23 protein-coding genes, 2 tRNA genes, 3 rRNA genes and 1 pseudogene are annotated in these 23,781 nt (G+C 33.2%); 22 read left to right on the top strand and 7 right to left on the bottom strand.

Going from position 1 to position 23,781, the window contains the following annotated elements:
- Position 1: 1 nt before the first annotated feature.
- The 14 genes and pseudogenes from rplP to secY all read left to right on the top strand — a co-directional run bounded on the left by rplP (position 2) and on the right by secY (position 6,808).
- The gene (gene rplP, locus BCB68_RS02860) at positions 2-427 is read left to right on the top strand and encodes a 50S ribosomal protein L16 (protein WP_094079450.1); all 426 of its coding nucleotides are present in this window, start codon (positions 2-4) and stop codon (positions 425-427) included.
- Complete coding sequence (gene rpmC, locus BCB68_RS02855) at positions 427-618, top strand: 50S ribosomal protein L29 (RefSeq protein ID WP_068155820.1); 192 nt, start codon at positions 427-429, stop codon at positions 616-618. The genes rplP and rpmC overlap by 1 nt, the downstream gene beginning before the upstream one ends.
- A gap of 68 nt (positions 619-686) precedes the next feature.
- Complete coding sequence (gene rpsQ / locus BCB68_RS02850) at positions 687-890, top strand: 30S ribosomal protein S17 (RefSeq protein WP_068158286.1); 204 nt, start codon at positions 687-689, stop codon at positions 888-890.
- A gap of 65 nt (positions 891-955) precedes the next feature.
- A complete protein-coding gene (gene rplN / locus BCB68_RS02845) occupies positions 956-1,324 on the top strand; it encodes a 50S ribosomal protein L14 (RefSeq protein ID WP_094079449.1) in 369 nt (122 codons plus the stop codon).
- A gap of 51 nt (positions 1,325-1,375) precedes the next feature.
- Positions 1,376-1,759: a 50S ribosomal protein L24 gene (gene rplX / locus BCB68_RS02840; RefSeq protein WP_094079448.1), complete on the top strand. Its 384-nt coding sequence runs from the start codon at positions 1,376-1,378 to the stop codon at positions 1,757-1,759.
- A gap of 24 nt (positions 1,760-1,783) precedes the next feature.
- Positions 1,784-2,338: a 50S ribosomal protein L5 gene (gene rplE / locus BCB68_RS02835; RefSeq protein WP_094079447.1), complete on the top strand. Its 555-nt coding sequence runs from the start codon at positions 1,784-1,786 to the stop codon at positions 2,336-2,338.
- Between the two features lie 31 nt (positions 2,339-2,369).
- The gene (gene rpsN, locus BCB68_RS02830) at positions 2,370-2,657 is read left to right on the top strand and encodes a 30S ribosomal protein S14 (protein ID WP_094079446.1); all 288 of its coding nucleotides are present in this window, start codon (positions 2,370-2,372) and stop codon (positions 2,655-2,657) included.
- A gap of 84 nt (positions 2,658-2,741) precedes the next feature.
- Positions 2,742-3,137, top strand: a complete 396-nt coding sequence (rpsH, locus tag BCB68_RS02825) for a 30S ribosomal protein S8 (RefSeq protein ID WP_094079445.1) — start codon at positions 2,742-2,744, stop codon at positions 3,135-3,137.
- A gap of 33 nt (positions 3,138-3,170) precedes the next feature.
- A complete protein-coding gene (gene rplF, locus BCB68_RS02820; protein WP_094079444.1) occupies positions 3,171-3,704 on the top strand; it encodes a 50S ribosomal protein L6 in 534 nt (177 codons plus the stop codon).
- Between the two features lie 21 nt (positions 3,705-3,725).
- A pseudogene (gene rplR / locus BCB68_RS02815) lies at positions 3,726-4,087 on the top strand (50S ribosomal protein L18).
- A 21-nt stretch (positions 4,088-4,108) separates the two neighbouring features.
- Positions 4,109-4,630 (top strand): 30S ribosomal protein S5, encoded by a 522-nt coding sequence (gene rpsE, locus BCB68_RS02810; RefSeq protein ID WP_094079443.1) that lies wholly within the window; start codon positions 4,109-4,111, stop codon positions 4,628-4,630.
- 22 nt (positions 4,631-4,652) lie between these two features.
- A complete protein-coding gene (gene rpmD / locus BCB68_RS02805) occupies positions 4,653-4,832 on the top strand; it encodes a 50S ribosomal protein L30 (RefSeq protein ID WP_068155850.1) in 180 nt (59 codons plus the stop codon).
- Between the two features lie 6 nt (positions 4,833-4,838).
- Positions 4,839-5,453: a 50S ribosomal protein L15 gene (gene rplO, locus BCB68_RS02800; protein WP_094079442.1), complete on the top strand. Its 615-nt coding sequence runs from the start codon at positions 4,839-4,841 to the stop codon at positions 5,451-5,453.
- A 47-nt stretch (positions 5,454-5,500) separates the two neighbouring features.
- Complete coding sequence (secY, locus tag BCB68_RS02795) at positions 5,501-6,808, top strand: preprotein translocase subunit SecY (RefSeq protein WP_094080750.1); 1,308 nt, start codon at positions 5,501-5,503, stop codon at positions 6,806-6,808.
- Positions 6,809-6,864: 56 nt separating this feature from the next.
- Here the strand turns inward: secY and BCB68_RS02790 are convergent, their stop codons facing one another.
- The 3 genes from BCB68_RS02790 to phnC form a co-directional block, all read right to left on the bottom strand.
- Entirely contained in the window at positions 6,865-7,683 is an 819-nt protein-coding gene (locus BCB68_RS02790; RefSeq protein ID WP_094079441.1) for a PhnE/PtxC family ABC transporter permease, read from the bottom strand.
- A 91-nt stretch (positions 7,684-7,774) separates the two neighbouring features.
- Positions 7,775-8,569 (bottom strand): ABC transporter permease subunit, encoded by a 795-nt coding sequence (locus BCB68_RS02785; protein WP_094079440.1) that lies wholly within the window; start codon positions 8,567-8,569, stop codon positions 7,775-7,777.
- 9 nt (positions 8,570-8,578) lie between these two features.
- The gene (gene phnC, locus BCB68_RS02780; protein ID WP_094079439.1) at positions 8,579-9,328 is read right to left on the bottom strand and encodes a phosphonate ABC transporter ATP-binding protein; all 750 of its coding nucleotides are present in this window, start codon (positions 9,326-9,328) and stop codon (positions 8,579-8,581) included.
- A 294-nt stretch (positions 9,329-9,622) separates the two neighbouring features.
- Here phnC and BCB68_RS02775 point away from each other — a divergent pair, with 294 nt between their 5' ends.
- Complete coding sequence (locus tag BCB68_RS02775; RefSeq protein WP_094080749.1) at positions 9,623-10,702, top strand: CapA family protein; 1,080 nt, start codon at positions 9,623-9,625, stop codon at positions 10,700-10,702.
- 261 nt (positions 10,703-10,963) lie between these two features.
- On the top strand, positions 10,964-12,595 hold the full coding sequence (locus BCB68_RS02770) for an ABC1 kinase family protein (RefSeq protein WP_094079438.1): 1,632 nt from the start codon (positions 10,964-10,966) through the stop codon (positions 12,593-12,595).
- Between the two features lie 60 nt (positions 12,596-12,655).
- Here the strand turns inward: BCB68_RS02770 and BCB68_RS02765 are convergent, their stop codons facing one another.
- Both BCB68_RS02765 and BCB68_RS02760 read right to left on the bottom strand, forming a co-directional pair.
- Positions 12,656-14,119, bottom strand: coding sequence for a hypothetical protein (locus BCB68_RS02765; protein ID WP_094079437.1), 1,464 nt, complete (start codon positions 14,117-14,119; stop codon positions 12,656-12,658).
- Positions 14,120-14,210: 91 nt separating this feature from the next.
- Positions 14,211-15,104, bottom strand: a complete 894-nt coding sequence (locus tag BCB68_RS02760) for a peptidyl-prolyl cis-trans isomerase (RefSeq protein WP_094079436.1) — start codon at positions 15,102-15,104, stop codon at positions 14,211-14,213.
- 172 nt (positions 15,105-15,276) lie between these two features.
- On the opposite strand from BCB68_RS02760, the gene BCB68_RS02755 reads away from it, so the two are divergent.
- The 6 genes from BCB68_RS02755 (at position 15,277) to BCB68_RS02730 (ending at position 22,100) form a co-directional block, all read left to right on the top strand.
- Positions 15,277-15,350, top strand: a tRNA-Gln gene (locus BCB68_RS02755).
- A gap of 280 nt (positions 15,351-15,630) precedes the next feature.
- Positions 15,631-17,127, top strand: coding sequence for a hypothetical protein (locus BCB68_RS02750; protein WP_094079435.1), 1,497 nt, complete (start codon positions 15,631-15,633; stop codon positions 17,125-17,127).
- A 193-nt stretch (positions 17,128-17,320) separates the two neighbouring features.
- Positions 17,321-18,832, top strand: a 16S ribosomal RNA gene (locus BCB68_RS02745).
- A gap of 110 nt (positions 18,833-18,942) precedes the next feature.
- A 23S ribosomal RNA gene (locus BCB68_RS02740) occupies positions 18,943-21,845 on the top strand.
- Positions 21,846-21,896: 51 nt separating this feature from the next.
- Positions 21,897-22,009 (top strand): 5S ribosomal RNA (rrf, locus tag BCB68_RS02735).
- The 16S, 23S and 5S rRNA genes sit together here with 1 tRNA gene alongside, the layout of an rRNA operon.
- Before the next feature lie 14 nt (positions 22,010-22,023).
- A tRNA-Asn gene (locus tag BCB68_RS02730) sits at positions 22,024-22,100 on the top strand.
- A 65-nt stretch (positions 22,101-22,165) separates the two neighbouring features.
- Here BCB68_RS02730 and BCB68_RS02725 read toward each other — a convergent pair.
- Together BCB68_RS02725 and BCB68_RS02720 are read right to left on the bottom strand one after the other, a co-directional pair.
- Positions 22,166-22,849 (bottom strand): N-glycosylase/DNA lyase, encoded by a 684-nt coding sequence (locus BCB68_RS02725; protein ID WP_237048687.1) that lies wholly within the window; start codon positions 22,847-22,849, stop codon positions 22,166-22,168.
- Between the two features lie 15 nt (positions 22,850-22,864).
- Positions 22,865-23,743 carry an alpha/beta hydrolase fold domain-containing protein gene (locus tag BCB68_RS02720; protein ID WP_094079433.1) on the bottom strand — a complete coding sequence of 293 codons (879 nt, stop codon included), beginning with the start codon at positions 23,741-23,743 and terminating at the stop codon, positions 22,865-22,867.
- Positions 23,744-23,781: the final 38 nt, after the last annotated feature.

Here is a 23,781-nt window from a genome sequence, read left to right as displayed (position 1 = left end):
TATGTTAATACCTAAAAGAACAAAATATAGAAAACAGTTCAGAGGGAAAATAGGTGGTGTTGCAACTAAAGGAAACAAAGTCAGTTTTGGGGAATTTGGACTTGCAGCGAAAGAATTTGGTTGGATTACTTCAAGACAAATAGAAGCTTGTAGAATTACAATCAACAGAACATTTAAAAGAGAAGGTAAAATTTGGATTAGAATATTTCCTGATAAACCTTATACTAAAAGACCTGAAGGAACAAGAATGGGTAAAGGTAAAGGTAATGCAGAAGGTTGGGTAGCAGTAGTAAAAAGAGATAAAGTAATGTTTGAAGTTGGCGGAGTATCGGAAGAAAAAGCCAAAGAAGCATTAAGAAAAGCTGGACATAAACTACCTATAAAAGTTAAATTTGTGAGAAAAGAAGAAGTAGGTGGTGATAAGTAATGACAATCAAAGAAATTAGAGAATTATCATTAGAAGAATTGGAAACTAAAGTAAATGAATTGAAACAAGAATTATTTAATTTAAAATTTCAAAAAACTCTTGGACAATTACAAAACACTGCTAAAATAAAAGATGTTAAAAGAACAATAGCAAGATTAAAAACTGTTGTGACTGAAAAAACTGTTAAATAGGAGGATCCTAAGTGGAAGGTAAGAGAAACGAAAGAAAAGTAAGAGAAGGAATTGTTGTTTCTGATAAAATGGATAAGACAGTAGTCGTTTTGGAAGAGACAATGAGATTGCACAAAATTTATAAAAAAAGAGTAAAAACTTCTAAAAAATATAAAGCACATGATGAAAAAAATGAATGTGGCGTAGGGGATAGAGTTCAAATTATGGAAACTAGACCATTAAGTAAAGACAAAAGATGGAGAGTTGTTACTATTTTAGAAAAAGCTAAATAGTTTTAGATTAATAGTAAAATTCAAATTTAGACATATTTTTAATTTTTGAGAGGAGGAAATTTTAAATGGTTCAACAACAAACAATACTTAATGTTGCTGATAATACTGGAGCTAGAAAAATTATGGTTATCAGAGTATTAGGTGGTTCAAGAAGAAGATTCGGTAAAATTGGTGATATTGTAGTAGCGTCAGTTAAAGAAGCTATTCCTAATGGAAATGTGAAAAAAGGGGAAGTTGTAAAAGCTGTAATCGTTAGAACAAGAAAAGAATTAAAAAGAGCAGATGGTTCTTATATAAAATTTGATGATAATGCTGCTGTTATTTTAAACACTGCGTTAGAAGTTAGAGGAACGAGAATTTTCGGACCTGTTGCGAGAGAATTAAGAGGTAAAAACTTTATGAAGATTGTTTCATTGGCACCAGAAGTATTATAATTAAATAAGTTTTTTTATAGAAGATAAATTAATAGGAAGGAGAGTTTGAAAGTGGCTAAACCAAGAGTAAAATCAGTACCTAAAAAATTACATGTTAAAACTGGAGATACAGTTATTGTAATTAGTGGAAGATCTAAAGATTTGCCTAGAAATGAAAAAAGCGCTCAAACTGGAGATAAAGGGAAAATTGGAAAAATATTAAAAGTATTTCCTAAAACTGGAAAAATTATTGTTGAGGGTGTTAATATTCAAAAAAGACATGTTAAACCTAATGCGATGAACCCACAAGGAGAAGTTGTCGAAAGAGAAATGCCGATTTTTGCTTCTAAAGTTATGATTTGGGACGAAAGCGCAAAAAAACCGACTAGAACTAGAAAAGAATTTAGAGATGGGAAAAAAGTGAGAGTATCAGTAGTATCTGGTAACGAAATATAATATTTTAGAGAGGAGGATGAATAGATGTCTGAAAAATATATACCAAGATTACAAAAATTATATAAAGAAGAAATTATCTCTTCTTTAATGAAAGAATTAAATTTAAAAAACATCATGCAAGTGCCAAAAATTGACAAAATTATCGTAAATATGGGGATTGGTGAAGCAGTAAACAATCCTAAATTAATAGATACAGCGTTAAATGAATTAAAACTGATTACAGGACAACAGCCTGTTGCAAGAACTGCTAAAAAATCAGAAGCTGGATTCAAATTGAGAGAAGGACAAAAAATCGGTGTAAAAGTAACATTGAGAAAAGAAAAAATGTACGAATTTTTAGATAGATTAATTAGTGTTACTTTACCAAGAGTTAGGGATTTTGAAGGAGTTTCCCCTAAAAGATTTGATGGAAGAGGAAATTATACAATGGGACTTAGAGAACAAATTGTGTTCCCAGAAATTGAAATTGATAAAGTGGATAAAATTTTCGGAATGGGAATTACAATCGTATCTACTGCTAGAACAGATGAAGAAGGAAGAGCGTTATTAAAAGCATTTGGAATGCCATTTGCAAAATAGTTTGTATTTTGAAGGAGGTGTAATTTGATCAATGGCTAAAAAAGCGATGGTTGAAAGAAACTTAAAAAGAGAAAGAATAGTCGAAAAATATGCAGCTAAAAGAGCTGAATTAAAAGCAAGAGCTAAAAAAGGTGATAGAGAGGCAGTTTTAGAATTATCAAAATTGCCTAGAAATGCTTCGCCTACAAGAGTTAGAAATAGATGTAAAATTAACGGTAGACCAAGAGGATATATGCGAGAATTTGGAATATCAAGAGTTATGTTTAGACAATTAGCGGGAGAAGGAGTTATTCCTGGAGTTAAAAAATCAAGTTGGTAGTCTTACACTAAGCGATTTATTATATAAAATTGCTAAAAATATTTAGAATTAAAAATTTTCAAAAGATTGAGAGGAGGAAAATTAATGTATTTAACAGATCCTATTGCTGATATGCTTACTAGAGTTAGAAATGGTCAAATGGCTAAACATTCACAAGTAGCAGTTCCATTTTCTAAAATTAAGGAAAGTATGGTCAGCATATTAAAAAATGAAGGATACATAACAGGATATGAAATAAAAGAAGAAGGAGCTATAAAAAATATAGTTGTATCTTTAAAATATATAGATGGAGAAGCTGTAATCAAAGGTTTAAAAAGAATATCTAAACCAGGAAGAAGAGTATACGCATCTGTTGAAAATTTACCTAAAGTATTAGGTGGGTTAGGAATTGCCATTGTCTCAACGCCAAAAGGTGTTATTATAGACAAAGAATGCAGAAAGCATAATGTTGGTGGAGAAGTACTTTGCTACGTGTGGTAATTTACGCATTTTATAAATATAGGAGGATAAACAATGTCAAGAATAGGTAACAAACCTATAACTATACCAGCTGGTGTAGAAGTTAAACAAGATGGTAATAAATTCACTGTAAAAGGACCTAAAGGACAACTTGAAAGAGAACTTAGCAGTGAAATAAAAGTAAATATAGATGGTAATGAAATTACATTTGAAAGATCAAGTAATTTGCCAAATATTAGAGCACTTCACGGAACTACAAGAGCAAACTTAAACAATATGATTGTTGGAGTAAGTGAAGGATTTTCTAAAGGATTGGAATTAGTAGGGGTTGGATACAGAGTACAAGCTAATGGAAAAGGGTTAACTTTATCGTTGGGATATTCTCATCCAGTTGAAATCGAAGCTGTGGAAGGAATTACTTTCAAAGTGGAAGGAAATACTAAGATTTCAGTAGAAGGAATTGATAAACAACTTGTCGGACAAGTTGCTGCAAATATCAGAGCAAAAAGACCACCTGAACCTTACAAAGGAAAAGGGGTTAAATATGCTGATGAAGTTATTAGAAGAAAAGAAGGTAAAAAAGGATAGAAAGATAGGAGGTAGATTTTAGTGATTAAAAAGCTTGATAGAAATAAATTAAGACAAAAAAAACATAAAAGTATTAGAAAAAAATCGCAGGAACTGCACAAAGACCTAGACTTTCTGTGTACAGAAGTTTAAAAAATATTTTTGTTCAAATAATTGATGATGTGACTGGAAATACTTTAGTTTCTGCATCAACAATTGAAAAAAATGCAAAAATTGAAAATGGTTCTAACATTGAAGCAGCAAAAAAAGTCGGAGAATCAATTGCTAAAAAAGCGTTGGATAAAGGAATAACAACTGTTGTATTTGATAGAGCGGGATATATTTACACAGGAAGGGTTAAAGCATTGGCAGATGCTGCAAGAGAAGCAGGATTACAATTCTAGGAGAAAAGGAGGAAAATAACTTTGGCAAGAGAGAGAGAGAATAGAGATTCAAGAGATAATAAAGACAATGAATTTAGAGAAAAATTGTTAAGAATAAGCAGAGTATCAAAAACTGTTAAAGGTGGAAGAAGAATATCATTTTCAGTATTAGCAGCAGTTGGTGATGAAAAAGGTAGAGTAGGTATTGGACTTGGAAAAGCAAATGGTGTACCTGATGCAATAAAAAAAGCAATTGCAAGTGCTAAGAAAAATTTAGTAACAGTATCATTAAAAGGTGGAACTTTGCCACATGAACAAATTGGTAAATTTAATGCGACATCTGTATTATTAAAACCAGCTTCTAAAGGGACTGGAGTTATCGCAGGTTCTGCAGCAAGAGAATTATTAGAATTAGCAGGAGTAACAGACGTACTTACAAAAATTAGAGGTTCAAAAAACAAAGATAACGTTGCAAGAGCAACATTAGAAGGATTAAGACAGTTAAGAACAATTGAAGAAGTAGCTAGACTTAGAGGAAAATCAGTTGAAGAAATTTTAGGATAATATAGGTTAGGAGGTAAAATTAATGTCTAAAATAAAAGTAACACTTGTTAAAGGAATTAATGGAAGAAAGCCTAATCATGTTGCGACTGTTAAATCACTTGGATTAAGAAAAATCAGTCAAAGCGCAGTTCATAATAAAACTGCTGATATAGAAGGAAAAATAAAATTAGTTTCTTATTTACTTAAAGTAGAGGAGGTTTAAAAATAAATGAATCTTAATGAATTAAGACCTGCCGAAGGTTCTAAAAGAGAAAGAAGAAGAATCGGAAGAGGACATGGTACTGGTTGGGGAAAAACAGCTGGTAAAGGACATAACGGACAAAAACAAAGATCAGGTTCATATGTATCGCCTATATTTGAAGGTGGACAGATGCCAATAGTTAGAAGAATCCCTAAAAGAGGATTTTCTAATCACCCATTTAAAAAAGATTTTGTCGTGATTACATTAAATGATGTTGTTAAAAAATTTAATGACGGAGATGTAGTTAGTTTAGAAACATTAGTTGAAAATGGAGTAGTTAAAAACCCAAGATTTATAACTAAATATTCAGATGAAACATTGAGAAATATTAAAGGAAGAAAAGCTGTAAAAGCTTATTTAAAAGAAAATATTGATTCATATGTAAAAGAAAGAGAATATACAAGTTTATTAAAAGTTATTGGGAATACAGAAGTTGATAAAAAATTAACAGTAAAAGCTCACAGAATTTCAAAAACAGCTAAGGAATTAATTGAAAAAGCTGGTGGAAGTGTAGAGTTATTAGAAATTAGATCATATTCAGCTAAAGCAGGAAATAACAAAAAAGAAGAAGAAGTTAAGTAAGATTTTAATATCTTGCTTTTTCTTCATATATTAAAGGAGTGATGAAATTGACTCTAGCTGAAGCAGTAACAAGTAGATTAAAAGCTATATTTAACATTCCTGAACTGGAAAAAAGAGTTACATTTACGCTGCTTATGATACTTGTCGCAAGAGTGGGAATTCATATTGCAGTTCCTGGAATAAATCAAGAAGCTTTTAAAAATTTTCAAAGTAACAATGCAATTGCTCAATTTTTAAATTTATTTTCTGGTGGAGCGGTGGAAAGAGCGTCTATTTTTGCATTAGGAATAGTTCCATACATTAACGCTTCGATTGTGTTTCAATTACTAGGAGTAATTTTTCCTAAAATTGATGAAATGCAAAAAGAAGGTGGAAAAGAGAGAGATAAGATAACTCAATGGACTAGATATGTAACTATTGTATTGACATTTATTCAATCATTTGGAATAGCAATTATGCTACAAAACCAAGGTTTAGTATTGGAGCCGGGAGCTAAGTTTGTAATTAGTGCAGTAGTTTTAATTACAGGTGGAACTTCATTTCTTATGTGGATTTCTGAAAGAATTTCCATAAGAGGAATTGGAAATGGAACTTCGATGTTGATTTTCTTAAATATTGTTGCAGGATTGCCAAATGTTGTAAATCAGATGATGATTTCGCTAAAATCAGGAATGGGAGCAGTTTTACAGACATTGTCATTTGTGGCTTTTGTTGTATTTATTGCTCTTATGGTGTATGTTCAGTTAGCTGAAAGAAGAATTCCGATTCAATATGCAGGAAAAGGAAGTCTTGGTTTTGGTGGAGGAACAAGTTCAGTTGGAAAAAGAACTTATTTACCGTTAAAAATAAATATGTCTGGAGTAATGCCGATCATTTTTGCTTCAGTATTAATGGCAGCACCACCATTTTTAGTGGGAATGATGAAAAGTGGAAGAATAAAAAATATATTGACCGCTCAGTTTGAGCCAAAAGGAGCATTATATTTATTATTGTTCGCAGTATTAATTACAGTTTTTTCATTTTTTTATACACTTACAATAGCTTTTGATCCAGAAAAAGTTGCCGAAGATTTGAAACAAAGCGGAGGAACAATTCCAAGTATAAGAGCTGGAGCTGAAACGGCAGATTATCTAGAAAAAGTTGCAACGAGAGTAACATTTGGAAGTGCCCTGTTTTTATCAGTATTGGGAATTATGCCAAATATATGGTTTGGATATGTACTAAATCTTCCTGTTATGCTTGGGGGAACAAGTTTATTAATCTTAGTCGGAACAGCGGTAGAATTACTACTTCAAATTGATTCTTATCTAGCGGTTAAAAAAATGAAGGGTTTTATATCAAAAAAACATAGATAAAAAATAAAGTGCTTTTTAATGTTTAACATTTTTAGCACTTTTTTTATTTTTTTTATTTATTTTTTTAAATAATTTTTTTTCAAAAAATAAGAAATAAATTCTAATATGATTGCAACTGAAAAAATTAAATAGACAAAAACTCCAATTTCTTGAATGTCGAAGTACATCGTTCCCGCCATAAACATATCATAACCAATTCCACCAGCTCCAGCAGCAGCTCCAACTAAAACAGCATTTGTAAAATTTATTTCAAAACGGATAAAAGTCCAAGATAAAATAGAAGTAATCGTGCTTGGAAAAATTGCACAAAATATAATTTGCCAAAAAGAAGCTCCAGTCGACTTTAATGCTTCAATTATTCCATCGTCAAGTTCTTCAAAACTTTCCGAATATGCTTTTACAAGATAAGCTACGCTATGAAAAGTTATTCCAATTACAGCGGCTTCCACTCCGATATTTGCCACAACCGAAAAAACCATAACCCACAAAATAGTTGGAATCGCACGAATAAATGACATAATCACTTTTATAATTTTTGAACTTTTTTCGCTTGCCAAATTTTTTGCAGAAAAAAATGCTAAAAAAAGTGCAATTATTGAACCGATTATTGTTGAAAGTACAGCCAATGCAATTGTGATCACTAGATTATTTAAAACTTCTAAAAAAGTATATCTTTCAGATAATCTTGGTGCAAAAAACATCAGTTTTAAGTCTTTAAGCAAACTTTTTGTTGCAATTTTTATATTTACTCCGCCAAAGTCCATCGTTGCAAATGTATAAATTGTCAAAAGAAATAAAATTGTAAAAGTTACGTATAAATATATCTTTTGTTTTGTAATTTTTCTTATTTTTATATTTTTATAGTTGTCATTCAAATTAAAATCACTTCCTTTTTTTCTTTCTCACACAAACTCTCTCTCTCTTTCTTTCTTTACTTTCTTTTTCTCTTTCTCTTTCTCTTTTTTTTTACATCATTTCACTTCGCAGTTTATTAGAAAGCAGTTCAATACTTATTACAATTATTGTAACAATTAAAATTACCAATCCTGCAGCGTCGTATCTAAAACTTCTGTAATATAAGTTAAATGTAAATCCAATTCCTGTTCCTGTCAAAATTCCGATTAATGTCGCTTCTCTTATGCTATTTTCGATAAAATATAGAAGCCATGAAAGAAATTGCGGAAAAACAGTTGGAAAAACTCCGCAAAAAATAATTTGCAGATAGGACGCTCCAGTTGATTTTAGCGCTTCTATGTTATCGGTTGCAACTTCGTCTATTGTTTCTGAAAAAGCTCTTGTCAAATAGCCGAAAGTTATAAAAAATAGCGATAAAAATCCAGTAAACTCACTTTGTTTAAAAGAAAAAAGCAGGATTAAAGACCAAGCGACAACTGGCATGTTTCTAAAAAATGAAGCTATAACTTTGGATATAATTTTTGTTACAATATTGATTCCGGTGGTATTTGAGCCAATAATTGACAAAAATAGTGCAAATGTCGCTGAAACCATTGTAGAACTTATGGAAAGCAAAATAGTTTTTATGGCAGAATCAAAGATTACTGGAAAATATTGAATAGAATTTTTTGTTGGAATAAATTTTTGAAACAGCCAAATTATTCCAGATGGGATCGAGAAAAAAGCAGTCCCATTTTTAAAACCAGCTAAAATAGCCGAAATTATGTAAAGTCCTACAAGCATTACAAAAAATGTGATTTTTGAGTAAAGCCGTTTTTTGAAAATATCTTTTTGATTTAACTCCATAAAATCCTCCTACTCATTCTCTTCGTTTTTATAAACATCTTCAATAATTTTATTCGTCAAATTTTCAACTTTGCCGTCAAAAACTTTTTTCCCCTTGTTAAGTGCAACAATCCGAGTTGAATATTTTTTTGCAATGTCGACTTGGTGAAGATTTATTATACAAGTAATTTTCATTTCTGTAACAATTTTTTTCAAATAGTCCATTATATTTTCTGAAGATTTTGGATCAAGAGAAGCGATTGGCTCGTCGCATAAAAGCAGTTTTGGATTTTGCATAATTGCTCTGGCAATTCCAATTCTCTGTTTCTGCCCACCAGATAATTCGCTACACTTTTGATAAGCATATTTAGTCATATTAACTTTTTCTAATAAATTAAAGGCTTCTTTTTTTTCTTCTTTTGTGTAAATTCCAAGAATGGAAGAAAATGTGGATTTGTAGCCGAGCTGACCATGAAGTACGTTCTCAATAGCCGTAAGCCGTTCCACCAAATTATAATTTTGAAAAATCATTCCCATTTCTCTGCGGATATTTTTGATTTCTTTTTTTTTCATATTTGTAATATCGTGATTTTCAAAATAAATGGAACCAGAAGTGACATCAATCATTTTGTTGATGCTTCTAAGTAAGGTTGATTTTCCAGAACCAGATGGTCCGATTATTGAAATAAACTCTCCTTTTTCCACATCTAAAGAGACATCACTCAAAGCGTCTATCCCATTTTTATATCTTTTTGAAATATTTTTTATACTAAGTAACATAAATTTCCTTTCCCAAAATATAATTAATAACTTTTTAAATATATTTTTAAAAGAGTTAAGTTAATATCAGTATATCATTTTTTCTAATAATAGTAAATATTTGTTATAAATTTTAATTTTTTATTAAAAAAAATCAAAGTAAATTTTTGATAAATAAAATATTAAAGTTAAAAAAATCAATAAAAATTTTTATTTAAATTTTTCTTTTTTTTGTTACAAATCTAAAAAATTGTGATATAATTTTAAATTAAAAGCACAAAAAATTATTAAAAATTTGGAGGAAAATTGAAAAATATAAAAGAATACTTTTTATTAATTTTATTTTTAATTTTTAGTTTTAGTTGCAGCAAATTTGAAAAAAAAGATTCAAAAAATGGAAATAATGAAAAAATTAAAGATAAAAAAGAAATTTCAATTATTGGTGTCGGAGACATCATGCTGGGAAGTAATTATCCAAGCGAAGATTTGCTGCCAAATACGAATATTTTACAAAATGTTGAAAGTATTTTACAAAATGCCGATATAACGGCTGGAAATTTGGAAGGAACATTGTTTGACAAGGGAGGAGATCCAAAAAAATGTGAGAATCCATCAGTTTGTTATGTCTTTAGAATGCCTTCAAAATATGGCAAGTATTTAAAAAACGCTGGTTTTGACTATTTGAGCTTGGCAAATAATCACAGCAACGATTTTGGCGAAGTTGGAATTTTGCAGACAATGGAAAATCTTAATTCATTGGGAATTAAATATTCAGGAATCAAAGAAAAAGCGGAATATTCAATATTAGAAAAAGATGGTATAAAATATGGATTTGTATCATTTGCGCCAAATTCTAAAACTGTTGATATAAATGATTATGAATATGCTTCAAATCTTATAAAATCTGTAAAAGAGAAGTCTGATATTGTAGTTGTATTTTTTCACGGTGGAGCTGAAGGAAAGGAACATGAACATATAACTCGAAATAATGAGATTTTTCACGGCGAAAATCGGGGAAATGTATTTAAATTTGCTAGAAATGCTGTAGATTCAGGTGCTGATATCGTTTTTGGACAAGGTCCGCACATAACTCGTGCGATAGAACTTTATAAAAATAAATTTATTTCATATAGCGCTGGAAATTTTGCTACTTTTGGAAATATAAGTTTATCTGGAATAAGTGGAATTGCTCCAATTTTTAAAATAAATATTGATAAAAACGGAAATTTTATCAATGGAAAAATTATATCTATAAAACAGGAAAGCGGAGTTTCTAAAGTGATGTTGGACACAAGAAATTTAGCCGCTAAAAAAATTATTAATTTAAGCAAAGCTGATTTTCCTGAAGGAAATAATCTTGAAATTTTGGAAACTGGAGAGATTAATAAAAAATAAAATATTTTTAAATATTTTTTGAAAAATAGTGAAAATTTAAGAGTTTAAATTTTATCGCTATTTTTTTTATTTTCTAATCTTTTATTTTCTAATTTAGTAGAAAAAATAGAAATTTACTGATATAATGAAAGTAGACATAAAGAATAAAAAAAAAGTAAAAATAAAGAATGGGGAATAAAGAATAAAAAATAAAGAATAAAGAGTAAAGAGTAAAGAAGAAAAAACAAAAAAACCAAAAATAAAAAAAAGAAAGAGGAAAAAATGGTACAAAAATTTAAAAGAATGGCAAAATTATCAGAAGTTCTCTTTAAATATGGATTTGAAGAACTTTTTGACCGCAGCGGAATTGAAAAATTTATTCCGAATAGAATTAAACAAAAAAGCAAGAGGATTGAGAATATAAAGGCAACTTCATTTCCTGAAAGAATTAGAATTGCGATGGAAGAATTAGGACCGACTTATGTCAAATTGGGTCAGATGTGCAGCAATAGAACGGACATTTTTTCAGAAGAATTAATCGTGGAGTTCCAAAAACTTCAGGATAAAGTTGAGCCGGAAAAAATAGATATTTATGAAAAAATAAAAAAAGAATTAAATATTGATCCGCTTCAGCATTTTGAAGAAATTGAAGAAAATCCAATAGCCTCTGCTTCGATGGCACAAGTTTTTAAAGGAAAATTAAAAGATGGAAGTAAAATTGTTCTAAAAGTTAGAAGGGAAAATATAAAAGAAATTGTGGCAGCAGATTTGCTTGTGATGAAAGATTTAGCGGCGTATCTTGAAAAAACAAATGAAGAAATAAAAAAGATGAATTTATCATACATAATAAATACTTTTGCAAATTCTATCACAAAAGAGCTCTCGTTCAGAAATGAATTAAACAATATGGAGCGCTTTGCAAATAATTTTAAAAATGATGAAAGAATTCATGTACCAATAACTTTTAGAGAACTTTCAAACGACAACATTCTCTGTATGGAATTTATTGACGGATTTAAAATTACAGACAAGGAAAAAATTGAAAAATATGGATTTTTGCCTCAGGAAATAGCAAGAGCAGGATTAGATTTGTATATTAAACAAGTTTTAAAATATGGATTTTTTCACGCTGACCCGCATCCTGGAAATATTTTGATGATGGAAGATGGAAAAATTGTATTTATTGATTTTGGAGCGATGGGAAGCCTTTATCCGCAAGATAAGGAACTTTTGGAAAGTCTTTTGCTATATTTTATACAAAAAAATATAAAAAAGGCGATAGAAAAAATTAGAGAGCTTTCGGTTATTTACAATGTTCCTGATGAAAAAAGTCTTGAGCGGGAATTGACAGAGATTGTGTATATGGTCGATGGAAATTCATTAAATGAGATTAGCTTGGGAAATATTTTTGAAAAAATAAGAATTATTTTAGGAAAAAATCAAATCACACTTCCTGAAGATATTTATCTTTTGGCAAAAGGGATTGGACAAATTGAAGGAATAGGAAGATATCTGGATCCATCTCTTAATATAACAGAAGTTATGAAACCTTATGCCGATGAAATTTCAAAAAAAAGATTGAATCCAATTTATGTTTTTGAAAAAGGCAGCCAAAGATTTTCTCAAATATCTGAAAGTTGGCTCTCACTTCCTGAAGATTTAAAAAGTATATCTCAAAAACTTTTAAACGGCGAATTAAAGCATAAACACGAAGTCATCGGATTTAAAGAGCTGCAAAAGACACTGGATAGGCTTGTGACTGCAATAATTATTGCGGCATTGCTCATCGCTTCGTCAATATTGGTATTGTCAAATGTTCCGCCAAAAATAAATGGAATTCCAGCACTTGGTTTTTTAGGCTATGTAATTTCAGCAATTCTGGGAATTAATGAGATAATAAAAAAAAGAAAATAAAAATTTTATAAAATAAAAAAATAGGAAATAAAAAAATTTTCCTATTTTTATTTATATAATTTAATTTTGAATTTGCGAATTCAAATTATTTTTTTTGTCTGTTTGATTATTTTCGTTTGCTTGGTTATTAATATTTTCTGAATTTGGTAAACTATTATTTTTATTTTGCTCATTATTTTGTGGTTCCAATGTTACAACTTTATCAAGTGACAACAAATCTTTTTTTAGCGCATCAAGTTTGCTAATTTTAACATTCACATTTTCAATAAGGCTTTCAATCGTTTTTGTCTGTTCCGCATATTTTGTCATCAATTGGTTATAGTCATTAGTTTTTAAACTTTCCATTTTTTGCATTAGAAGTTGTTTTTCTTCATCTGTTAAAACCGTGTTATTCAAGTTTTTAAAACTATTATTTTCTGATACAACTTCAGAAACCAATTTTATCGCTTTTCCAGGAATTAAATTATTTTTCAAATATTCAATTATAAGATCTATTTTTTTATCCGAATACAATGTTTTTATCAACAAATCATTTTCATGGGAAGAAATTTGATAATCTCCATCTTTTTTATTTATCAACGCTTTTAAATTATTTTGAGAAATATATCCGTTTAAATTTTGTGGATTTTTTAAATCGTTTATCACAACTTCTCCATTATTTATATTGATGTTGCTAATAGAAAGTTTTAATTTTTCAATTTCTTTTACTAAATTTACAATTTTAAAAGATCTATTTAATGTATCGCTAATTACTTTTCCTTTGTCCATAAAAATATATAAATTCATATTTTGAATATTATTATTATTCATTTTATTGACATCATTTAGAGAAATTTCTTTTTCCAGTTTTTCAAGTTCATTTGAAACATTTTCTAGCATAAGATTTCTTTCATCTTCAATTTTTGAAACAGTCTTTTCTGCATCTTCCTTCTGTTCATTAATTGATTTTACAAGCGGATCAAGTTCACTGTTCAAATCCAAAATCTTTTGAGCTTTAGTTTTCAAATCTTGGGAAGTATTGTAGTCATTTTTTAGAACATTTGTTTTTATTATATTTTCTCTTATTTTATTATAAATAAAATCGTCAATGTTATTTGTTAAAACTTGAGTATTCAGTGTTGTCTGGCTAACAAACTCGTCCGTTGACTTAGTTTCTTTGTTAGAATTTACTGGCACTTCCAGTTTTTCAACAAAATTGTCAATTTTTCCATCTTTTTCGCTATATATTTTCTCCAAATTAACTTCTTCCAATTTAAGATTTGCCAATTTCACAGAAGGAATCATTTTAAATAGACCACTTCGAGTTGGGATGACAGTAGCTCTACCTTTTCCCAAATTTTTTCCATTTACTGCAAAATTGTCAAAAGTCATCTCTTTATTTTTAAAAGAAAATTTCACATTTTGAAATTCTGAATTTTTTGTTTTAGTCATATACGAAATAATATTATTTGAAAAAATTACTCCGCCAAGCAAAAAAAATAGAACTAGTAAAAATAAAACGAGTATAAATTTTAAAAATCTCATAAATTTCTCCTTATTAAATAAGCTGTCAAAAATAGAAAATCTTTCTATTTCAAACAGCTCCTATTTTTTATTATTATTTAGTTAATATTAATTATTTGACATCTTTTATTTTATCAGCTATATTAGTTAGCTTAAATTCGTCCGCTACCGATTTCATAAAAGTTTGCTGTTCCATTTGCCTTTTTTGCGTTCTGATTTGAGTTTTTATATCTTCTTTAACTGTTTCAAAAGGAATTTGTCCCTTAGGGTTTTTTTGTAATACTTTTACAATGTATAATTCATTTGCTCCAACAGGAATTACACTATTTACAACTTGGCCATTTGAAACAGATTGCACAGCTTTACTGATTGGTTCAAAGCTCTTTGCCAATTGTGACATTGGTATTTCTTGAGTTTCCCCGGTTCCAGTGCCTGAATTACCGTTATATTTTTGAACAAAAGAAGTAAAGTCTGCTGGATTTGCCATAACTTCTTTCAAAGCTGCATCAGCTTTTGCCTTATCACTTGCTCTAAATACGATAAGCTGTAATTTTACAGTATCTTCAGCTCTTTGAAATTTTGCAACATTCGCATCATAAGCTGCTTTTGCGTCGGAATCAGACACTTTTACTTTTTCATTCAAGTCATTTACTATCGCAAGAGAAGCTAGAGATTGTTCTTTTAAAATATCTTCACTTTCTGTATATTTTTTGTCTTTATCCAGTTTTTGTTCTTTTGCTTTTAAAACTAACGCTCTGTTTAAAGCAATATTTTGAATAATATTTTTTTTCATTTGAGTTATTTGATCTGGCGTTAAATCTTTTTGTGAAACTCCACTAGAAAATAAGGATTTTTCTAACTCAAGGTTTACTTCGTTTTCATACACTTTTATCTTTTTGTCATCCGATTCAAATAAGACTTTTCCACCTTTTCCGCTATTTCCGCATGATATAGCGAATGCACAAATTGCCGCTGCAACTATAACTAATTTCATTTTATTCTTCATTAGACTGTCCTCCATTTTTAATTACAATTAAGTAAATCTTTTTTCTTATTTTATATGCTTTTATTCTATTATAGAATTATACTTTTGTCAAGATATTTATAAAAATACAAAAATTAAAAAAAAATTCTTGAAAAAATCTTAAATAAGTGTTATTATATATCTGTAATTTTATTCGGGAATAGTCTAATGGTAGGACGTCTGGCTCTGACCCAGAAAGTAGTGGTTCGAATCCATTTTCCCGAGCCAAATAAATAAAAAGTTATAAATAGATATTTTTTAAAAGAGAAAGAGTTAATTTCTCTTTTTTTATTATATTTAATTAATTAGAAAAAAATGTGATAAAAATACATTTAAATTAATTTAAAAAAATCCCTGTATTAAAAATTTTAATTTTAATTTAATATAAAATCTTTAATTTTATTAGTAATAATCACAAGTCTGAAAAATATAAAAGTACCTAAAAAATTAAATTTATAATTGTTATCATAAAAAATAATTTTAACATTATAAATACGGGGTCAAAATAATGAAATTGGACTTGGAAGAAAAAGATTTTTTGAGAGAAATAATAAATTTTAAAATTATAAATCGGAAGGACATTGAAGAAAGATACGGTTTTAATCGGTTAAAATATATGCTTATAAAATTCAATGAAATTTTAAAAAGTATTGGTGAAGAAAGTATTTACAGTAATAAAGATTATATTTATTATTTTGGGAATTACACAACAAAAATTTTTAAATTAGAGAGTAAAGACAAAAAATTAAAAATAACATATAGAAGAGAACTAATCGAACTATTTCTGCTTTTCAGTAACAAAAAATTAAGTATTTACAGAATTATAAAAAAAATGAATTTAAAAGAAGATGAAAAAAATAAAGTAAAAAGGGATGTTCAAAAAGTATTATTTAAATATAAAATAAAGTATTCGGAATATAAAAATTTTGAAAATACAAAAGAATTATTTAAGAGTAAAGGGTATAAAATAAATAAAATCAGAGAACAATTTTTAAGAGAAATTTTGTCCAAGAGATTAGGAAGAGAAAAGAATAATATTTATTCAGAAAATTTCTATCTTGAAAATTTGGAATTGACGTTGGACATAAAAAATATTACATACATAAAAAAAACAATATTTTCATATTTGGATGAGAAAACCAGTATAAATTCTACAAAAGAAAAATATGAAATATTGACTAAATTTTTGATAAATTTAAAAATTCAAAAATCCGAAGCAAAAAAAGAAATTTTTTTTGAAGAACAAATGCAAGAAGAATATTTTGAAATGATCGAAAAAATTTTGAAAAAAGAAAATATAAAATTTTATCCCAAAATAATAAAAGAGCTTTACAAAAAAGTGAATAAAAACTTAAAAAAAGAAAAATCTGAAGTTGAAAACATAAATAATAAAATCAAAGAGAATTTGTTAAAAGGAAATTTAACAGAAACTAAAATAGAGCTTTATAAAATTGAAGAAAAGAGACAAAACCACAATAATCAAGAATTTATAGATAAAAAAATAAAAAAAATATATGTGTTTCCTGATGAATTAAAAAGAACAAAAACTTTAGTTTTAATGGATGTAGAAGAAAATAAAGTTTCAAAAATTTTTTATGAAATACAGAAAATGGCAGGATTTTTAGAGATAATGGAAGTCTGTAAATTGAGTGAATTTAAAAAGAGCATAAACAAAACTGAAAAAAGATATGGACAAATAGTAATAGTTTCCACTTCGAGCAGAATAAATGATATAAAAAATCTCTCAAAAATACCAATATATTTATTGAGTATAGAAAATTTAAAAACATCTATGACATCAGTAAAAAGAAAAGATTATTTAATGGGAAAAATTCTTATATTAGAAGATTTGATTAAAGAATATCAAAATTTAATTTCAGAAAGAGAAGCAAGTGTCAGACTTATAAAAAGAAATAAAAGAAGAAAAGAAAGAGAATTACAAAAGAAAAAGAAATTATTAGAAATTAAAAGTAAGATCGAAAGAATGAGAAAACAAAAAAAGTAAAAAAGCAAAAAAATTCAAAAAAAAGAGTTGACAACGGAAATTTTTTTTGATATAATATATTCCGTCGATTGGGAAAAGGTCGGCGGAAGGACAATGGAAAGAGAAGAAGAAAAAGCAGAGTGATAGATAAGAAAATAGAAGTCAAGGCTTAGCAATAGGCCTCGTCAAGGAACAATAAGGTGAAATATAATGTTGAATGAAGAGTTTGATCCTGGCTCAGGATGAACGCTGACAGAATGCTTAACACATGCAAGTCGATGGGGAAGCGGCGCTTGCGCCGTGGCAACCATGGCGGACGGGTGAGTAACGCGTAAAGAACTTGCCGGATGGACCGGGATAACAGCTGGAAACGGCTGGCAAGACCGGATACTGTGGGCTGGCCGCATGGCTGGCCCATGAAAAGGGATGCCGTCCGAGAGCTTTGCGTCCTATTAGCTGGTTGGTAAGGTGACGGCTTACCAAGGCGATGATAGGTAGCCGGCCTGAGAGGGTGGACGGCCACAAGGGGACTGAGATACGGCCCTTACTCCTACGGGAGGCAGCAGTGGGGAATATTGGACAATGGGGGCAACCCTGATCCAGCAATTCTGTGTGCACGAAGAAGGTTTTCGGATCGTAAAGTGCTTTCAGCAGGGAGGAAGGAAGTGACTGTACCTGCAGAAGAAGCGACGGCTAAATACGTGCCAGCAGCCGCGGTAATACGTATGTCGCGAGCGTTATCCGGAATTATTGGGCATAAAGGGCATCTAGGCGGCCGGGTAAGTCCGGGGTGAAAACTGCTGGCTCAACCAGCAGCCTGCCTTGGAAACTACCCGGCTTGAGTGCTGGAGAGGTGGACGGAACTGCACGAGTAGAGGTGAAATTCGTAGATATGTGCAGGAATGCCGATGATGAAGATAGTTCACTGGACGGCAACTGACGCTGAAGTGCGAAAGCTAGGGGAGCGAACAGGATTAGATACCCTGGTAGTCCTAGCTGTAAACGATGATTACTGGGTGTGGGCATGAAGAGTGTCCGTGCCGAAGCTAATGCGATAAGTAATCCGCCTGGGGAGTACGGCCGCAAGGCTGAAACTCAAAGGAATTGACGGGGACCCGCACAAGCGGTGGAGCATGTGGTTTAATTCGACGCAACGCGAGGAACCTTACCAGATCTTGACATCCTCGGAAGGCGGCGGAGACGCCGCTGTGCCCTCGGGAGCCGAGTGACAGGTGGTGCATGGCTGTCGACAGCTCGTGTCGTGAGATGTTGGGTTAAGTCCCGCAACGAGCGCAACCCCTATCGCTAGTTGCCATCATCAGGTTGGGGACTCTAGCGAGACTGCCTGCGAAGAGCAGGAGGAAGGTGGGGATGACGTCAAGTCATCATGCCCCTTATGATCTGGGCTACACACGTGCTACAATGGCTGGTACAGAGAGATGCGACGCAGCAATGCCAAGCCAACCTCTAAAGCCAGTCCAAGTTCGGATTGAAGCCTGCAACTCGGCTTCATGAAGTTGGAATCGCTAGTAATCGCGGATCAGCAATGCCGCGGTGAATACGTTCTCGGGTCTTGTACACACCGCCCGTCACACCACGAGAGTTGTCTGCACCTGAAGCTGCCGGTCTAACCTTTCGGAAGAAGGCATCTAAGGTGTGGACAGTGATTGGGGTGAAGTCGTAACAAGGTATCCGTACCGGAAGGTGCGGATGGATCACCTCCTTTCTAAGGAGCATGTTTTCCTGCACTTCTTCTTTGAAGTTTTTCCTTTTAAGGACAATGGGAAATGAATAGTAGGTAAAAGATTACAACAAAATAGATTATTCTGTTTGATAAAAAAAGCTAATTAAGAGCACACGGAGGATGCCTGGGCAATAACAGCCGAAGAAGGACGCGATAAGCTGCGATAAGTCAGGCCGAGATGCACATAATCAATGACGCCTGAATCTCCGAATGGGGCAACCCGCATGCTTGAAGAGCATGCACGAGAGTGGTAAGCCTGCGAACTGAAACATCTAAGTAGCAGGAGGAAAAGAAAGTAAAAACGATTCCCTGAGTAGCGGCGAGCGAACGGGGAGAAGCCTAAACCGTGCCGGTGCCAAGCTGGCAGCGTTGCCGGCGCGGGGTTGTGGGATTTCATACGACTGACGCCATAATGTCTAAGTGGCCTGGCAGCAAGTAGAATCAGCTGGAAAGCTGAACCGTAGAAGGTGACAGTCCTGTACACGTAAATGCTGAGCCATGACTTGAAACTCCCGAGTAGCGTCAAGCACGAGGAACTTGGCGTGAATCAGCGTGGACCATATCACGCAAGGCTAAATACTGTTATTGACCGATAGTGAAGAGTACCGTGAGGGAAAGGTGAAAAGAACCCTGTGCAAGGGAGTGAAATAGAATTTGAAACCGTGTGCTTACAAACGGTAGGAGCCCTTCGGGGTGACTGCGTGGATTTTGGTTAATCATCCTGCGAGTTATGATCAGTGGCAAGGCTAATTAATGAAGCCGAAGGGAAACCGAGTCTTAACAGGGCGGCTAAGTCGCTGGTCATAGACGCGAAACCTAGTGATCTAGGCCTGTCCAGGCTGAAGCTGAGGTAAGACTCAGTGGAGGGCCGAACTCACCGCCGTTGAAAAGTTGGGAGATGAGATAGGTCTAGGGGTGAAAAGCCAATCGAACTAGGAAATAGCCCGTTCTCTCCGAAATGCATTTAGGTGCAGCCTGAATCTTAGATAACTGGGGGTAGAGCACTGTATGATCTAGGGGGCGTACTGCTTACCGAAATCAAGCAAACTGCGAATACCATTTATTACTGATTCGGAGTGAGTCCGTGGATGACAAGGTCCGTGGACGAGAGGGGAACAGCCCAGACCACCAGCTAAGGTCCCAAATTATGTCTAAGTGGGAAAGGAGGTGGATATTCACAGACAACCAGGAGGTTGGCTTAGAAGCAGCCATGCCTTGAAAGAGTGCGTAATAGCTCACTGGTCGAGAGTATCTGCGCCGAAGATGTAACGGGGCTGAAGACATAAACCGAAGCTGTGGAAGCGGCCATGCCGCTTGGTAGGAGAGCGTTCTGTAGGTCTGCGAAGGCTGGCCGGAAGGCCTGCTGGAGACATCAGAAGCGAGAATGCAGGAATGAGTAGCGAGAAGGAGGGCGAGAATCCCTCCGGCCGGAAGTCCAAGGTTTCCGGGGGAAGGTTTGTCCGCCCCGGGGAAGTCGGGACCTAAGCGTAAGCAGAGATGTGATTGCGAATGGGAAACAGGTTAATATTCCTGTACCGCTGTCAGTCGCCTGAGTGACGGAGTGACGCAGCAAGGTATGTGAGAAGGCTGACGGAATAGCCTTTCTAAAGGCGTAGCCTGGGCACGCAGGAAAATCCGCGTGCCTAAAGGTGAGACCCTATGGGCAAGTGCTCCTGCACAAGTCACAGATCCTACACTGCCAAGAAAAACTTCTAGCGAGACTGGACAGCGCCCGTACCCTAAACCGACACAGGTGGACAGAGTGAGAAACTTAAGGCCGACAGGATAACTCTAGCTAAGGAACTCTGCAAAATAGCCCCGTAACTTCGGGAGAAGGGGTGCCTGACATACCTGAGGGGAGAAGCGCCTCAAGGGGAAACAGGCCGCAGTGAAGAGTCTCAAGCAACTGTTTACCAAAAACACAGGTCTATGCTAAGCTGGAAGGCGACGTATATGGGCTGACACCTGCCCAGTGCCGGAAGGTTAAGAGGAGGAGTGAGAGCTCCGATTTGAAGCCCCGGTGAACGGCGGCCGTAACTATAACGGTCCTAAGGTAGCGAAATTCCTTGTCGGGTAAGTTCCGACCTGCACGAATGGTGAAATGATTTGAGAGCTGTCTTGGCTGGAGACCTGGTGAAGTTGTAATGCCGGTGAAGATACCGGCTACCTGCAGTAGGACGGAAAGACCCCGTGGAGCTTCACTGCAGCCTGGCATTGGGTTCTGGCAATGTGTGTATAGGATAGTTGGGAGACTGCGAAGTTGAGGCGCCAGCCTCTTCCGAGTCGCTGTTGGAATACCAACCATATGCTGCCGGAATTCTAATCCGCTCGCGGAGACAGTGCTAGGCGGGCAGTTTGACTGGGGCGGTCGCCTCCAAAAGAGTAACGGAGGCGTTCAAAGGTTCCCTCGGGCTGGATGGAAATCAGCCTTCGAGTGCAAACGCATAAGGGAGCTTGACTGCAAGACCGACGGGTCGAGCAGGTACGAAAGTAGGAGTTAGTGATCCGGCGGTCCCTCATGGAAGGGCCGTCGCTCAACGGATAAAAGCTACCCCGGGGATAACAGGCTGATACTTCCCAAGAGTCCATATCGACGGAAGTGTTTGGCACCTCGATGTCGGCTCGTCTCATCCTGGGGCTGGAGAAGGTCCCAAGGGTTGGGCTGTTCGCCCATTAAAGAGGCACGCGAGCTGGGTTCAGAACGTCGTGAGACAGTTCGGTCCCTATCCACTGCAGGCGCTTGAGCACTGAAAAGATCTGACCTTAGTACGAGAGGACCGGGTTGGACAGACCTCTGATGTATCAGCTGTCACGCCAGTGGCACGGCTGAGTAGTCACGTCTGGCCAGGATAATCGCTGAAAGCATCTAAGCGAGAAGCCGGCTTTGAGATGAGTGCTCGCAGTATCCACAGAGAACATGTGGTCGATAGGCTGGGGATGTAAGCGCAGCAATGCGTTCAGTTGACCAGTACTAATATTACTTGGGCTTTTTTAATCTTTTGCTTGCCTGCTATTTATTTCCCATTGCCCTTTACATCCATTCTTGTTTGGTGACCATTGCGGCAGGGATACACCCGGTGACATCCCGAACCCGGCAGTTAAGTCTGCTTGCGCCTACGATACTTGGCATGTGCCAGGGAAAATGGGCAGTCGCCAAACTTTTCTTTTTCTGCGTCTCCGTAGCTCAGCTGGTTAGAGCATCTGACTGTTAATCAGAGGGCCGCTGGTTCGAGCCCAGCCGGGGACGCCATTTTTTTGTTCAAATAAAAAGAATGCCAGCTCTTGGCTCCTCAGAATTGGTAAATTAGTCTTTTTTTATTTGAAAACTTCTCCAGCTTCCTTATACCATAGAACCAAATCTAGTTCATTCATATTTATTTTACAAAATTTTGAATAATTTCTCATTTTTTCTTCTATTTCGTAATATTTTTTTTCAGTTATCGTTTTTGGAATACTGTCAATAATATTTAATTCATTTAAATTTCTTAATATATGTCTATCTAAAATAGCTATGTTTTCTCCAAATCCAAGATTTCTTAGAACGTGGCTTGCTTCTTTTAATCCCATTCCCTTTATGTTTTTTAAAATCCATTTTCTTTTTTCAAAAGTATCATTTATTTCAGATAATATTTTTTTTGGCTGAAGTTTTTCATCTCTTGTCATTAAATTTCTTAGTTCTATTAAATACTTAGATTTGTTGTTTTTGAATCTTACAATATTTAAGTAATCTACTATCTCTGCGGCGTTTCCTGTGTATAAAAGATTATTTTCAACAAGAGTTGTGATTGCACTCCAGGCGTTTTTTGCCTTGGATTGGGGAGTTAAGATACAAAATGCTATTTCTGCAAAAATTTCTTTTTCTGATTTATTCCATGCCTCTTTATAACCTTTGATTGCTTTTTTTATTTCAGGTTTGATAGTTTTATAAATTTTCAAAATTTTTTCATTTTTTTCTTTATTTATTGATTTTTCAAAATCATTTTCAGTAGTTTGTTTCAAAATCCCTCCTAAAATTTATGAATTCAGATAAAAATTACATATTTCATCAATAGTTTCATTAGTTTCTTTTAATGGTGCTAAAATCCAGTCGTGACACATATTTTTTCCGACCTTCACTTTGACAGTTGTTCCAGTTGAAGTTTTTAGCTTATTATTTAGTTTTAGACAATCTGGATAAAAAATTTCGTTTGTACCAAAAATTAAAAAAATATCTTTTAAATTGTCCATATTTCCATATATCGGCGAAATTAAGGGGTCTTGAGTATCCAAATTTCCTGCAAATTGTTTTCCCGTAGTTATTAAACCATTTAATGGAAGAAGCGGGTCTTTCTCTTCAAAATTTTTAATTTCATTATTTGTCATAGAAACGTCAACCCAAGGGGACATCAATACTGTTTTGTTGGGAAAAGGGATATCATTTCTATTTTTTAGTTGCTGTAAAAAAGATAGTGCCAGCCCTCCACCAGAAGAATCTCCAAATAAGAAAAACTCATCATTTTTATATTTTGAAGTAATTTTTTTGTATGTTTTTGACAAAATTTTATGTGCTTTTTGAATGTCATTTTCAGGTGCCAAGGGATAGTCAATAAACGTGACTTTTAAATTATACTTTTTTGCCATTTTTTCAATTATAATTTTGTGCCCTTTGACAGCTTTCATTACATATGCTCCGCCGTGTAAAAATATAATGTGTTTATTTTTAGTATTATTTTTAAAAATTGTCAGTACTTGAAACCCGTCAATAAATTGTTCTTTTATATTCAGAGTTTTATCAAAAAATTTTTTATTTAAAAAATCAGTATTTCTTTTTGGATTTAAGAAATCTTTTTCTTTATATTTTTTCACATTTACTAATTTTGCAACAGGTACTGCAATATCTGATAATATACTCATTTAAAGTTTTTTTATATCCTTTCTTAGTTTATAACTTT

It is taken from the genome of Leptotrichia sp. oral taxon 498 (assembly GCF_002240055.1).
Lineage (GTDB): Bacteria > Fusobacteriota > Fusobacteriia > Fusobacteriales > Leptotrichiaceae > Leptotrichia > Leptotrichia rugosa.
Note: the sequence above shows the minus strand (reverse complement) of the source record. Positions and strands in the feature narration are given on the sequence as shown.

Excerpts from the sequence above, each read along its gene's own strand:
- rplF (WP_094079444.1), top strand. The coding sequence starts at position 3,171 with ATGTCAAGAATAGGTAACAAACCTATAACTATACCAGCTGGTGTAGAA.
- rpsN (WP_094079446.1), top strand. The coding sequence starts at position 2,370 with ATGGCTAAAAAAGCGATGGTTGAAAGAAACTTAAAAAGAGAAAGAATA.
- rpsH (WP_094079445.1), top strand. The coding sequence starts at position 2,742 with ATGTATTTAACAGATCCTATTGCTGATATGCTTACTAGAGTTAGAAAT.
- rpsQ (WP_068158286.1), top strand. The coding sequence starts at position 687 with ATGGATAAGACAGTAGTCGTTTTGGAAGAGACAATGAGATTGCACAAA.
- rplN (WP_094079449.1), top strand. The coding sequence starts at position 956 with ATGGTTCAACAACAAACAATACTTAATGTTGCTGATAATACTGGAGCT.
- rpmD (WP_068155850.1), top strand. The coding sequence starts at position 4,653 with ATGTCTAAAATAAAAGTAACACTTGTTAAAGGAATTAATGGAAGAAAG.
- BCB68_RS02785 (WP_094079440.1), bottom strand. The coding sequence starts at position 8,569 with ATGGAGTTAAATCAAAAAGATATTTTCAAAAAACGGCTTTACTCAAAA.
- BCB68_RS02770 (WP_094079438.1), top strand. The coding sequence starts at position 10,964 with ATGGTACAAAAATTTAAAAGAATGGCAAAATTATCAGAAGTTCTCTTT.
- BCB68_RS02750 (WP_094079435.1), top strand. The coding sequence starts at position 15,631 with ATGAAATTGGACTTGGAAGAAAAAGATTTTTTGAGAGAAATAATAAAT.
- rplP (WP_094079450.1), top strand. The coding sequence starts at position 2 with ATGTTAATACCTAAAAGAACAAAATATAGAAAACAGTTCAGAGGGAAA.
- BCB68_RS02720 (WP_094079433.1), bottom strand. The coding sequence starts at position 23,743 with ATGAGTATATTATCAGATATTGCAGTACCTGTTGCAAAATTAGTAAAT.
- rplE (WP_094079447.1), top strand. The coding sequence starts at position 1,784 with ATGTCTGAAAAATATATACCAAGATTACAAAAATTATATAAAGAAGAA.
- rplO (WP_094079442.1), top strand. The coding sequence starts at position 4,839 with ATGAATCTTAATGAATTAAGACCTGCCGAAGGTTCTAAAAGAGAAAGA.
- BCB68_RS02760 (WP_094079436.1), bottom strand. The coding sequence starts at position 15,104 with ATGAAGAATAAAATGAAATTAGTTATAGTTGCAGCGGCAATTTGTGCA.
- BCB68_RS02765 (WP_094079437.1), bottom strand. The coding sequence starts at position 14,119 with ATGAGATTTTTAAAATTTATACTCGTTTTATTTTTACTAGTTCTATTT.
- phnC (WP_094079439.1), bottom strand. The coding sequence starts at position 9,328 with ATGTTACTTAGTATAAAAAATATTTCAAAAAGATATAAAAATGGGATA.
- rpmC (WP_068155820.1), top strand. The coding sequence starts at position 427 with ATGACAATCAAAGAAATTAGAGAATTATCATTAGAAGAATTGGAAACT.